The 12,259-nt window shown below is 35.4% G+C and carries 13 protein-coding genes; 8 read left to right on the top strand and 5 right to left on the bottom strand.

Going from position 1 to position 12,259, the window contains the following annotated elements:
- The 4 genes from AC1DUD_RS30810 to AC1DUD_RS30795 form a co-directional block, all read left to right on the top strand.
- A partial coding sequence (locus AC1DUD_RS30810) for a hypothetical protein (protein ID WP_477381737.1) occupies nt 1-204 on the top strand: 204 nt, incomplete at its 5' end.
- A 42-nt stretch (nt 205-246) separates the two neighbouring features.
- The gene (locus AC1DUD_RS30805) at nt 247-1,092 is read left to right on the top strand and encodes a lantibiotic dehydratase C-terminal domain-containing protein (protein ID WP_477381735.1); all 846 of its coding nucleotides are present in this window, start codon (nt 247-249) and stop codon (nt 1,090-1,092) included.
- Nucleotides 1,093-1,105: 13 nt separating this feature from the next.
- Nucleotides 1,106-1,933, top strand: coding sequence for a hypothetical protein (locus AC1DUD_RS30800; protein WP_477381733.1), 828 nt, complete (start codon nt 1,106-1,108; stop codon nt 1,931-1,933).
- Nucleotides 1,934-1,977: 44 nt separating this feature from the next.
- Nucleotides 1,978-2,580, top strand: coding sequence for a 2OG-Fe(II) oxygenase family protein (locus AC1DUD_RS30795; RefSeq protein WP_477381731.1), 603 nt, complete (start codon nt 1,978-1,980; stop codon nt 2,578-2,580).
- Between the two features lie 35 nt (nt 2,581-2,615).
- Here AC1DUD_RS30795 and AC1DUD_RS30790 read toward each other — a convergent pair whose 3' ends face one another.
- From AC1DUD_RS30790 to AC1DUD_RS30775, 4 genes are read right to left on the bottom strand one after another with little or no spacing between them, the layout of a single operon-like run.
- Entirely contained in the window at nt 2,616-3,434 is an 819-nt protein-coding gene (locus AC1DUD_RS30790; RefSeq protein ID WP_477381729.1) for a hypothetical protein, read from the bottom strand.
- Nucleotides 3,435-4,553, bottom strand: coding sequence for a glycosyltransferase family 2 protein (locus AC1DUD_RS30785; protein WP_477381727.1), 1,119 nt, complete (start codon nt 4,551-4,553; stop codon nt 3,435-3,437).
- Nucleotides 4,554-4,580: 27 nt separating this feature from the next.
- Nucleotides 4,581-5,882, bottom strand: coding sequence for a beta-barrel domain-containing protein (locus AC1DUD_RS30780; RefSeq protein WP_477381725.1), 1,302 nt, complete (start codon nt 5,880-5,882; stop codon nt 4,581-4,583).
- A gap of 2 nt (nt 5,883-5,884) precedes the next feature.
- Nucleotides 5,885-8,059 carry a peptidase domain-containing ABC transporter gene (locus AC1DUD_RS30775; RefSeq protein ID WP_477381723.1) on the bottom strand — a complete coding sequence of 725 codons (2,175 nt, stop codon included), beginning with the start codon at nt 8,057-8,059 and terminating at the stop codon, nt 5,885-5,887.
- Between the two features lie 285 nt (nt 8,060-8,344).
- Between AC1DUD_RS30775 and AC1DUD_RS30770 the strand changes: the two genes are divergently transcribed.
- The 4 genes from AC1DUD_RS30770 (at nt 8,345) to AC1DUD_RS30755 (ending at nt 11,650) form a co-directional block, all read left to right on the top strand.
- A complete protein-coding gene (locus AC1DUD_RS30770; protein ID WP_477381721.1) occupies nt 8,345-9,451 on the top strand; it encodes a glycosyltransferase family A protein in 1,107 nt (368 codons plus the stop codon).
- The gene (locus AC1DUD_RS30765) at nt 9,451-10,329 is read left to right on the top strand and encodes a hypothetical protein (RefSeq protein WP_477381719.1); all 879 of its coding nucleotides are present in this window, start codon (nt 9,451-9,453) and stop codon (nt 10,327-10,329) included. Before AC1DUD_RS30770 ends, AC1DUD_RS30765 begins: the two co-directional genes overlap by 1 nt.
- Before the next feature lie 136 nt (nt 10,330-10,465).
- Nucleotides 10,466-11,029, top strand: a complete 564-nt coding sequence (locus AC1DUD_RS30760; protein WP_477381717.1) for a class I SAM-dependent methyltransferase — start codon at nt 10,466-10,468, stop codon at nt 11,027-11,029.
- 150 nt (nt 11,030-11,179) lie between these two features.
- Nucleotides 11,180-11,650 (top strand): hypothetical protein, encoded by a 471-nt coding sequence (locus tag AC1DUD_RS30755; RefSeq protein WP_477381714.1) that lies wholly within the window; start codon nt 11,180-11,182, stop codon nt 11,648-11,650.
- Between the two features lie 499 nt (nt 11,651-12,149).
- Here the strand turns inward: AC1DUD_RS30755 and AC1DUD_RS30750 are convergent, their stop codons facing one another.
- Entirely contained in the window at nt 12,150-12,245 is a 96-nt protein-coding gene (locus AC1DUD_RS30750; protein WP_477361193.1) for a hypothetical protein, read from the bottom strand.
- Between the last annotated feature and the right edge of the window lie 14 nt (nt 12,246-12,259).

The raw sequence follows: 12,259 nt of genomic DNA, 5'->3' as shown, positions 1-12,259 counted from the left end.
GACTCAAATAATGAATTAGCTGCCGAGTTTAGAGAATGGGAAAAACAAAGGGGTGAACATAACGACAAACTTGAAAAAGGTGCCCCCCATAGTATGGAAAAAGATTACTTCAAAGGCATTGATAAAAAGCAGATCAAAATAGAGGTTCATCAAAAAAAGATTGAGTTGGTCGACTTTAATGATGATGATCAAACCCGCGGTTAATTCTAAATGTGCTGATAGAAAATTATATTAAACATCATTAATATGTCATGGATAGCCATTAAGTTTCATTTTCAGCTTTTTGATGAAAGCTATTTTCTATATAAAATAAAAGAATTTCTTAACAGCGAAGAAATAAATATTTATCCATTTTACTTTGAGAGAGGATACCAGGATGCCTTTTATATTAAACTGTACATAAAAGCAGATGTTTCAGACCATGCGGAAGTGCTAAAAAAATTCGAGAACTTTCGCAAAAGGACGACAGATTTTAAAAGATACAAATTTTATCAGGCTGCATATATTCCTGAGATAATTAAGTTTGGCGGTCAACATGCGTTACCTGAGGTGCAAAGGCTGCTCGTATCAGGGTCGCGCGTGGCAATGGACTTAATATTTAGCAGTGAGGAGTTTAAGCTTTTTAATTATTTTAATTTATTGATTAGAGCTTTAATTTTGAATTATCTAACTGTTAAACATTTTTTGCCAAATGATATACAATCTGACTTTTTTAAAAAGTATTCCGATTTTTTATGTTCGTATAATGACGACACTGTGCATGATCCGCGATTTGACGTAGACGAAATAAAGCAGGCAATGAGTGATATTGACATTAGTAATATTTTAAACCTGGTTGATGATGACGGACTTGATTTAGATACTGATCTTGATGGCTTTGCGAAAGCATGTATCGATACAAACAAAACATTACGTTTGTTATTATCCGAAAACAAGTTAGAGGTAGAGTCTAAATTATATCCCCAAATTATTTTCAAAGATCAGCTTTATGGTGTTTTAATTGAAATATGCGAATCAAATTTTAACCGGATGGCAATTTTATATCCTGAACGTGCATATTTGGGTAATTGCCTTGAAATGGCTCTGTCTTAATTATATAGATAGCATGAAAAATGTCTTTGTGGTTATTCTTTCATTGATAGGTGTTGTCTTTTGTAATTCCTGCAGCGCCGCAGCAATAGCCCAGCGACCTGCACAGATCCATGTTTTCGCTGATAGTGATAAAATTTATCCCGTTCCCGCATCTTTACACGTTCCCTCTTTTTATAAAAAATATATAGATGCAGACGGAGTAAGTATCATCGGATCTGATAAAGTAAATGATAATGCGTTCTTCATCGCAAGATCAATTGTAAGGAAAATGCTTATCAAAATACCAGAAGTTAAAAGTGCTCTTATTAAAAATATGGCCCGTATCTTGATTGTGGCGCACGATGAGGAAATGTCAGATCTGCCAGAATACAAGGGGTTCGACACCTTAAAAAGTGAAGAGGGAATTGTTTTGAATAAACGAGTAAGAGGTATGGGCCCAACACCAGAGAACCCTTATTGTAGTTTTGGAGAAGAAAATCTTCTTTGTTTGTCCCCGGACAGGTATGTGGGGCAAAATCTTTTGGTACATGAATTTGCCCATGCGATCGCTATATTGGGAATCGACTTTGTGGATTCTGGATTTAGAACGGCATTACGAAATGCATTTAACGATGCTAAAGCCAATCAGCTTTGGCAACATACGTACACGATAGCAAATGAGGATGAGTATTTTGCTACTGGAGTTCAATGTTGGTTTAATGCTTACAGAAAGTCGGTACCCGCCAACGGTACTTATAATGAAATAAGTGTGCGGAAAGAACTCCAGCACTATGACAAAAAACTTTATTATTTACTAAGTAAATATTTTAACGAGGATGACAGCATCCCTGTTTGTAAATAGGAATATTGTGTTTTACCGTTTTTATAAAATTATATTGTTAAATTATGCCTAAATCAAAGCTTTATATTGAAGAACGTTTCTTAACGCCGGAAGCCTGTGAAATATTGATAAATGCTTTTCGCGAAGTAATGAATAATGAAATTTACTCCCAAAATGGATCTATTAATTGTTATCCGCTCAGAACTGAAATGCCGGCTTATGTATTCAAATCAGCGGGCGAACTACAAGCCTTTGAGATAATTAATGGATTGCGGAGGGAGATCATAACTAAAATAACCAAACATTTTAACGCAGAAAAATTATACCCTGAATTTACATTGTTATCAAACAATCGTGAAGGAGACCAGCATATTTTACATGCAGATGCTGAAAGGTATGCTGGCGATGATACCTGGGTACCCAATCATACGCCAGAGCGTTCCTTCACCGGTATGGTATATCTTAACAGTTCTGATGGCGTGGATTTTTCGGGCGGCGAAATTGACTTTCCATTTTTAAAAAAAACGATATCTCCTAAAGTAGGATTACTCGTTGGCTTTCGCACTAATCATGAATATATTCATCAAGTTTTTCCTGTTAATCAAGGAGAAAGATTTGCCGTATCATTTTGGATGACGCCGAATGCTGCTGTGCAGGAGGGTTATTAAAACTTGAGCATACACATTTTAATACTGATATGGAGTTAATTCATTATGTCTTTTTGATAGATAAAAGCTTTGTTAAAAAGATATAATGAATTCATAAGAAGATCCTGGCTAAAACCGGTTACGATACAGATTGAAGTGGTAATTTCACTAAATTTTACATAATTGAAATTTGTTATTTGTTTTTGCAATAATAGCTTCCACGAATTCAACCAGCTTACATTAGAGCTGTCATCGGCCCAGATATCCGTAATTACCTCCGTTATGTTACTTATTTCAATTTCTCCGAAAAGATCAGCGTTTAATTGATTAACGGGGATACGAGGCAACAGGATGCTAATCATTTTTTTAGCCACCGGCATACTTGGAGCAAAACAATTCAGGGCCGACAATTGAAGGTACAATGTAAATATATAGAGCGTTTCAACTGTTATTATTTCATTACCAACCTCAGTTGTTAATAATCCAGAAATAGCGACACATAAAACGTGTTGAATCCGTGACAGATTAGGCAGATTAAAGACATTTAGCCAACAGGAATTATTGTCATAGTTCTTAAAAAAGAAATCTGTTGGATATTTAATTTCAGGATTGGACGATGGATATTCAATCAAAAACTGGTTTATCGATTGCATAATACGATCAATGACACCATGCTCTTTTGAAAGTTTTTTGATCAAAACATCAATGTGATCCCCCTGATGGGTACTAAGGGAGATAAAATAATCACTAATATTCCCAATGTATTTATGTTCCGAAAGTAACGGCTCAAAAAAATCACATATTAACTTATGCCATGATTCTCTGTGGTAAAAGACGGAAATTGTAACGCTGCTTGAATGAATTGGCTTTGGCATTTACTCAATTTTTAATGGGGTGCTATAGTCGAAATTTTTGTAAACAATATCTCTACCAAATCCACTTGAGTTGATAAATCTTCCTTGCTCGATTTTATTATCTTCCATAATTGCCATTGTAGATAACTGACTGTAAAGCATCAGGTATTCTGCAATCATCTTTTCACTTGTTAATTGATAAAAGATATGCCCGGTCTCAGCTATTCGAAAAGTTTTTTGTCCTGTTACATCATATTCTGAAGCTATCGTGAAGTAATTTGAACCAATGTTTGCATTTATATTTCTCGAATTGATTGACCAAGATCCTTTTTGCCATTTTTTTTCAACAAGTCCCAATGTAAACCCATTCAGGTATGTTTTTATCGGCTGATATGCATTTTTTCGCTCATTAATAACCCGGTTTATAAGCGTACCATGGCAAAGTGTCAAATTGTTGAACAGAAAAATAATTCTGGAACAGATAGGGCTTACATAGCAAACCAAAATTGAATGAGTCTCTTTCCATGCAATTTCATTAACTAACCGCTCTTTTATATCATGATCGATAGCTTTGCAATACCGTGACGCGATTTTTTTTCGTAAAAGACCGGTTTGTTCCAGTCTGTTAGCAAAATCATAATCCTCAAATCCATAAAGATTAATTTTTTCATCGTACCCGCCTATTTTGTAGAAATCTTCTTTTTTTAAACAGATTCTCCCAAAGGTGTCTCCCTTAACATTGCCTTTGCCTGTTGAAAGTGATGTTAAGAAGGCGTTTTCATTCTCTTTAAAATGTTTTTCCACGTAATTAGCAAATCCCCTGCCTATAAAATTATCAGCATCTACATTACTAATAATATTTCCATTTGCTAATTTAAACATCAGGTTGCGGGAATGACTTCTGTTGAAATATTGCGGGGTCCTTGTTTTATAATACTTTAAAATACCGGAACTTATATATGATGCCAACGTATTTCGCACATAGTTTTCAAGGTCGTCACTTGAGTTGTAGTCCAGTAAAACAAATTCTACATTTTCCTTTTGGTTTCCATTTATATTGTATGGAAGCGTTTGTATTAAATGATGCAAACGATTCATGCAAACAGTACAAAATGATATGCTGAGATTGAAGCGGTTCATATTCAGTCCTTAGTGGGTTAATCTATTTTATTTTGTTTGCTTTATGAAGTTCTGAAAAAGCCTATCTAACAAGCTCAGATCTTCCGTTATTATTTCCGCGTCCGCAAGCATGCCGTTCTTTAGAATAATCTTATTCTGTTTTCCCCGGTTTGAAAGGTTGATTTTAACCCTTGAAGAGAATGTGCTATCATTTAAAGGGATATCCGATATTGTTTCAATTTTGCCGTATACAATCCCATACTCTTCATATGGGTAACCTTTCATTTTTATTATTACTGTTTGTCCTTCCTTTACCTTCCCCATTCTGTTTTGGTCAATATTCATAACACCAAAAAAACCAGTATCTTCCGTATTGATCACAAAAATCGCCTGGTTGATATTAATCACCTGATTTTCTTGAAGATTTTCTGAATAGATGATTTTGCCTTCCTGAGGTGAACTTAAGACATATCGGGCCTTCCATTCTTCAGCCTGGCTTAGAAGACCGTTTAATGATTGAAAAAAAGATTGTTTTGTTGTTGTAATTTGATTATCCAGTTCAGCGATTGCTTTCTTTTGGTTAGAGTATTGCACATCAAGACTAATCACATCTGATTGAAGCTGAATTAGTTTTGACTGCATACCATAGTTTTTGTTTTCCTCGAGTCTAAATTCAGCACGCGATTCGACATTGCCATCAAATAATTTTTTATGCATTTGATATTCTTCATTACTCAGCGATGCTTGCTTATTTTGAACAATAACTTGTTGCCGGTAAAGTGATTTCTGCTGATCTAAGGCCATTAGTTCATTGATCAAAAACTGTCGGTTTTTTAGATAAATACCGCTATTAATAGCAGACTCATATTGCTGGTAGGATTGGTAAAAATTTTGATAAGCTTGCTGTAGCTCTCCCAACTCATTTGTGTCAAAATTAATCTCAAAAAAAAATGGTTTGTCAGAAACTACTCCAGCGTTAATTGCCCTCAACGAAGCTATCAGTTTGATGATGTTTTCGGCGTTTCCCGTACTTTCAATGTACGCCAGCGTTTGCCCATTTTGTACCAGTTGTTTATCCTTCACCAATAGTTTTACAATTTTTCCCGATGTCTTTGCTACAACATCTTTTGGCGCGTTAAGGCTTGTAATTCTTAGTTTTGTTCTAATAATGTCCGGGTACTTTATAAATCCACTTAGTGCTATCATTGACAACATTATTAAAAAAAATATTGTGATCCCCCATCGTAATATAGCAGATGGCACTGCTGTCACTATTTCCTGTATTTCTTCGCTATGAACATCATCTTCGTCAAAGTCATCTTCACGTTCATCCTTTTTAAAAAACATCATTGCTATAGTGCTAATTCTAATTGATTTTTTACCAGTTGAAAGTATTTGCCTTTAAGCGTGGTAAGTGCGCTATGAGTACCTTGTTCTATGATCTTTCCATATTCAAGAACCACAATATTATCAGCGTTTTTAACAGTACTTAGTCTATGTGCTACAATAACAACAGTACGACCTCTGAAAAAATCTATCAGATTATCCATTATCACTTTTTCGTTATTGGCGTCGAGCGCATTGGTGGCTTCATCAAGCAAAATGTAGGTAGGATCCTTATATACAGCCCTTGCTATTAAAATGCGCTGTCTTTGCCCCTGGCTTATCCCGTTGCCACCCGCACCTATTTTCGTTCGCATACCTAAAGGAAGGTTTTCTATAAACTCCTCGATATTAGCTATTTTCAACGCCCGGTCTAATTTATCCTCGTTGGGATGTTCATCATATAATGTTATATTATTTGCGATAGTATCCGAGAAAATAAAGCCGTCTTGCATTACCGTGCCACAGGCATCGCGCCAACTGTTTAAACTGATATTATCTAATTTGTTTTTTGATATCGCTATATGGCCTTCCTGTGGAGTGTAGAAACGTAATAATAATTTCAAGATGGTTGTTTTTCCGCTGCCGCTCATGCCAACTATAGCGGTGGTCTGACCTTCCGGGATCTCTAAATCGATACCTTTAAGTACATAGTCATTTTCTGTTCCTGGATATCGGAAAGACACATTGTTTAATCTCAGGCTTTTGTCTTTAGGTAACTCTGGGATAAATATGGCACCTTTTGGTTCCTCACTTTCAATTTGCTGCACTTCATTTAGTCTTTCCAGGCTAATACGAGTATCCTGAAGAGCAGTAATAAAACTAAGTAGTTGCGAAATAGGGTTATTTAATTGCCCCAGTATATATTGTATGGCAAGCATACCACCAAAAGTAAGTTGCCCTTCAATTACTGATTTTGCACTCAGAAAAGTAATAATCATGTTTGATGATTCATTAATGATTATCATACCTGCTGATTGATATTGGCGGAGAGCTAAACCTTTAATGTTGATAGCAAATAATTTGGCTTGTATCCGCTCCCATTCCCATCTTTTTTGTCTTTCGCAATTATTCAACTTGATTTCCTGCATTCCGGTAACAAGTTGCAACATTGTGCTTTGACTATCGGCAGATACATCAAAATGTTTATAATCGAGGACCGACCTTTGCCTGAGAAACAATAACAGCCACATAATTAGCAAAACGCTGCTTATGCAAAAAATTCCGAATATTGCCGCATTGTAATACATCAGAACCACTGAAAATATAATCAGGTTAACAAAAGAAAAGACTATTCCTAAAGTAGTTCCTGTAAGAAAGCTCTCAATACGAGCCTGGTCGGCTATTCTCTGAAATATATCTCCGGTTTTCTTTGAATCGAAAAAAACCATTGGCAATTTCATTAACTTGATTAGAAAGTCTGTTAAAATCGATAAACTGATTCTTGTACTTATATGGAAAAGTATCCATGACCTTATGAATTCAACGCTCGACCGGCCGATGATAAGTGCAATCTGAGCAAAAAGTATGATATAGATAAAATTAAGATTGTGTGTATTAATCCCGATATCTATAATTGATTGTGTTAAAAACGGAGCAACCAATTGCAAAAGTGTGCCTACAGCCAGGCCCATAAATAACTGAGCAACAAGCTGTCTGTGTTGCTTGAAATACTTAAAAATGAAAGACCAGGAAATTTTTACATTTTTATCTTCTTCCAATTCATAAAACTCGGGAGTTATTTCCATTAACAGTGCGATTCCATTCCCTTCTTTATTTAAAAAGCGTTTCTTGAAATCTTTGCCGGAGAGTGTTACAATACCAATTGCGGGGTCGGCGATTTTAAAGGTATCTTTCCGAGTTTCTAATAAAACAATAAAATGACTTTGGTTCCAATGGAGAATGATTGGTAATTCAACTTCTTTAATTTGTTGAAGAGTAATTTTAGCGGCCAGGGTTCGAAAACCAATCTTTTCGGCGGCTCTGCTTAATCCGAGAAGAGAGGTACCCGACTGATTTACTTCACAGAAAGATCTTAAGGTTATTAGTGAATAATTACGGCCATGAAACCTGGCTATCATCTTAAGGCAGGTTGGGCCGCAATCCATCGCGTCATGTTGTTTAATGAATGAAAAGCGTTTCATCAGGTTAATTAGTTGCTTACTAAAATAATAATATTAATTATTTCAGTGCAATTTATTTAGTTAAGCTTTCTTTGATCCGAATTTTGTAGAAATAATCGAAATCATCTGGGGATCGCTCATATTTATAGTGTTAGACTTAAATTTAGAGTTATTGAGTATTTTTATCAGAAAGAGTATAAATAAATATTTTTTTTTGCAAATTGCGAAAAATATAGCCACTGATAGGAAATATCATGTGGACAGTGACACCAATTAAACCTAAATTTTAAACAGTCAATTATAAAGATGCTTTTGTCATTGTGTACAGTTTGTAAAAACAGGTCAGATCATTATAAACAGACAATTCTGAAAAATATTGAAGATAACAAAGATGATCAAAATGTCGAATTTGTTCTTTTAGACTATAATTCAGGAGATGATCTTGAGGAATGGGTAAAGCATAACCTATCAGAACATATAAAGTCGGGGCTTTTTTCTTACTATAAAACTTTTGAACCAGAATATTTTAGAAGAAGTCATTCCAGAAATATGGTATTTCGGCTGGCCAAAGGAGAATTACTTTGCAATGTTGATGCAGATAATTACACCGGTTTATCGTTTTCAACCTATTTAAGAAATCAATTTGCTACTAACCCCGAACAGGTTTTTGTTTGCGCCGGCGGCCAGTTTGACAGCATTTCCTGTTCGGATATAGGCGGAAGAATTTGTGTTTCAAGTTCAGACTTCCGGAAGGTGGGTGGCTATGACGAGAGCATGTCCAATTACGGTGTGGAAGACTTCGATTTGATAAACCGGCTTGAATTACTAAAGCTTAAAAAAGTAATAATTAGCAGAAAAGAGCATTTAAATGTGATCAAGCATGCCGTAGTTAACAGGATTAATGAAGAATTTCCCTATAGAAATCTCAATCAAATTCTGGTAAGTTACATTAACCCGTTCACAAGTAAATTATTGTTTTTGTTTTTAGATAATACATACGCTTTAGGTACGGTTATAAAAGCAAAGGGTATTAACTCGGAAGATAAATTAACACGATTTCAATCGAGAAACGACAACCCGATTGCTATAGCGGAAGGAAATTGGATCAAAGGTTCTTTAGAATACCGCGGCCCTGATATATTCAATTTGCAACAAGAAAATTCGGTCGCCAACTATAGAGTTGAAAAAAGAGATACACATCTAAAAATGTTTTCAGATGAAATAGCGTATGACTTTTACCCGGTAAATGGTCAAACTATGATTGAAACGGCGATTTTATTTTATTCTGAAATTCAGAATAAAATAAAAATGGATCATAACGCAAGAATTGAAATCATCAATCCTAATAGTGGTTCTATTGGCAGCGGGATAGTTTATAAAAATTTTGACTACGATAACCCTATCGCGATATAATGAGTAACGAAAATGAGATTAGAATCTCGATCTTTCATGAAAAAGATTCTTGGAAAAAAATAATCGCTAATTGCATAAAACCTTTTTTTGCAGAGCAAATCGCTAAAAAGACAGTTGAACCGGTATTTGTTTCTTTAAACAATTACCAGGGTGATAATATACGTCTCGTCTTTAAGTGTTTAGGTGAGCACAAAGAACTGATTGCCGACCAGATGCACGACGAGTTTAGCTTATATTTATCTCTAAACCCTTCAACTCATACGGCTGAAAGTAATTACTTGGGAAAGGAGTTTTTCATGGACTTTCCTAATGATAGTTTGCAGTACAATTTATTTGATACTGATTCGGAACACATCGCGCACCAATTTCGATTGCTGATTTCCAAAAAAATCATCGACTTCTTTTCGATTGAAGATTTTGATGATTCTTCTATTTTATCATTATTAGTACACCTGTTATCTTCGTTTCTTTCAGCATGGGAAGAGGCATATAATGAGACAATTAGCTCAAAAATCGAACAAATAATATTGGAAATCCGGCATAAAAATTCCGATACCTTCTTGAACGATATTTTATTACAGGGAGAAGAGATCTTTAAAGAAAACGCAGAAGTGCTGATGGATATTTACCATGATGCCATCCAAAATTACAATGAAATTTCCGATGATTCAGATTCGTCACAATTAAATCGATTCTATTATAAATTTTTATCTAATAGCAAAGTTTCTGTTAACGAGGGTTTATGGCATAAGATATATTTGCCGTTCGACGGGTCCCTTGTTGGTCAGTTAGGCATAAATGGTCATTCTTTAATTCTCGCGTATCAGCTGATTCGGTTATGTGTTAATACGGAAGAAAATAGCAGATCGCTTTCATAAAGGGAAAGATAATTCATTTGTATTTGAAGAATATGGGAAATCCAGATATGCATAAATATATGCTATTTAACTAAAACCAATTTTTTTACTAAGGCCCTAAACAATCGAAATTAGGCCTGCTAACCAATTAAAATAAATGATAACCGATTACAAATTAATTCAGGGGTGGTTCGATTTTGAAAATGTTTATGATGAGGAGCTTCAAAAATTATCAGCAAAATTTAAGCGAAAGCTTGTAATTGTCGAAATAGGGGCATGGCTCGGCAAATCAAGCTTTTATTTAGTCGAAAGGCATTCTAACAAAGGTGATATATATATAGTCGACACCTGGCAAGGCGCAGACGACAGCCTGGAAACAGCGCATAAATTGGCAACCTTAACGGATATTTTTATTCTCTTTATGAAAAACATGAAAGTTCATTTAGGGAAATTCATCCCATTTAGAGCGTTAAGTTGCGACTCAGCAGCGTTTTTCGAAGACAATTCTGTAGATTTTATTTTTATAGACGGAGACCATACATACGAGGGGGTGAAAGAAGATATAGCCAGCTGGTTGCCTAAACTATCAAAAGGGGGTACAATCGGGGGGCACGATTATACCTCGTTGCATTCAGAAGTTATACGGGCAGTTAATGAAGCATTTGGAGAAGAGAACATAAAAATTAACGGGGCTTCCTGGATATTCGAAGATAATCGATGATAGCAAGCTATCGGCTAAAATGAAATATTTGGTGATTTTTTTGTCGGGGACAGGTTTAGAATTTTTTTTTTGATTCGCCGGCTAAAGTCGGATTTGATTAGCTTGTTTCCAGAAAGCTTGGAAACGAGTTACATCATTTAAAGAAAAAAAATGGATAAAAGAATTCCTAAAATTGAATTAGATCGAACGTCAAACAAGTATTATTTCATTTTGTCGCCGGAGATTTGCAATATTTTGTTATTTGATTACCAGGTAACCCAGGGACTTAAACTTTGTCATAAAGAGAAGGACATATTAGAAAGACTTCTTACAGCTATTTTTGATTTGCATTCAGCGCTTAAACTTCTTCATGAAAGCCGAATACGTGAAATAAAAAAAACCTCTTTATTAGCGATTGCTGTTTTGTTGTTATTTGCCGCAGCGATCTTTTATGAAGTCTTCGTTTCAAATTTTTATTCAGCAATGAAATTATTTTTAAGCATCTGGATTCTATTTTTCGGCGTCATAGCATGCAGTTTGATCCTTATAAGGTGTATCCATCTGGCGCGGACGATCGACGCGAAAAGTAGCGCTAGTCTGGTGGAAATCAATGAGAGAATTCATAATGCATTTTTATGTTAATCCCCGGTTTTTCTTGTATTTAAAATGGTTTGAATCAATGCACTATGGTATTGAACGTGGATGTTCCAGCATGCTTGACCATGTTGTTCCGTTTCCAAAAGAGCATTATTTGTGTTCATCTCTATCGAGATTCAAATATGTAACTCAGGATGATAGCATGGTCAAAGTGTCGCGGAACGGTCGTTGCGAATTTTCGGAACACATTGGGTCTCATACAGGTATAGGTTGACAGTTTTGGAATAATTATATTCCAGATGAAGGAAAAGATGTTGGAACAGTTCACGTTCACTTCGGAGTTTAAGGAAAAGCTCGTCTTGTTAGTAATGTATCGAAATCAATCGGTGAAAGAAGTTGCTAAAAGTGGATATACCAATGATATTGACCCCTCTTCGCCAATCTAAAGTGACCCCTCTGAGTTAGGGTTTGAAAGAGAGTAAAGTTGTTGTACAGATAGGCTCTTTGGAGCGGATGTTTTTGTCCGGTTTAACAACTATTATTTTTACAAAAATACATTTTCTGATTTAGAGTTTCTTCTCCTTAGTGATTCGCCATATAATTCGACCCTTAAAGAGTGGTGAACAATGCGGTCAAGGATCGCATCAGCGATGG

The sequence above is a fragment of the Mucilaginibacter sp. P4_A11 genome, assembly GCF_056402535.1.
Note: the sequence above shows the minus strand (reverse complement) of the source record. Positions and strands in the feature narration are given on the sequence as shown.

Excerpts from the sequence above, each read along its gene's own strand:
- AC1DUD_RS30790 (WP_477381729.1), bottom strand. The coding sequence starts at position 3,434 with ATGCCAAAGCCAATTCATTCAAGCAGCGTTACAATTTCCGTCTTTTAC.
- AC1DUD_RS30780 (WP_477381725.1), bottom strand. The coding sequence starts at position 5,882 with ATGATGTTTTTTAAAAAGGATGAACGTGAAGATGACTTTGACGAAGAT.
- AC1DUD_RS30770 (WP_477381721.1), top strand. The coding sequence starts at position 8,345 with ATGCTTTTGTCATTGTGTACAGTTTGTAAAAACAGGTCAGATCATTAT.
- AC1DUD_RS30760 (WP_477381717.1), top strand. The coding sequence starts at position 10,466 with ATGATAACCGATTACAAATTAATTCAGGGGTGGTTCGATTTTGAAAAT.
- AC1DUD_RS30795 (WP_477381731.1), top strand. The coding sequence starts at position 1,978 with ATGCCTAAATCAAAGCTTTATATTGAAGAACGTTTCTTAACGCCGGAA.
- AC1DUD_RS30805 (WP_477381735.1), top strand. The coding sequence starts at position 247 with ATGTCATGGATAGCCATTAAGTTTCATTTTCAGCTTTTTGATGAAAGC.
- AC1DUD_RS30785 (WP_477381727.1), bottom strand. The coding sequence starts at position 4,553 with ATGAACCGCTTCAATCTCAGCATATCATTTTGTACTGTTTGCATGAAT.
- AC1DUD_RS30755 (WP_477381714.1), top strand. The coding sequence starts at position 11,180 with ATGGATAAAAGAATTCCTAAAATTGAATTAGATCGAACGTCAAACAAG.
- AC1DUD_RS30765 (WP_477381719.1), top strand. The coding sequence starts at position 9,451 with ATGAGTAACGAAAATGAGATTAGAATCTCGATCTTTCATGAAAAAGAT.
- AC1DUD_RS30800 (WP_477381733.1), top strand. The coding sequence starts at position 1,106 with ATGAAAAATGTCTTTGTGGTTATTCTTTCATTGATAGGTGTTGTCTTT.
- AC1DUD_RS30775 (WP_477381723.1), bottom strand. The coding sequence starts at position 8,059 with ATGAAACGCTTTTCATTCATTAAACAACATGACGCGATGGATTGCGGC.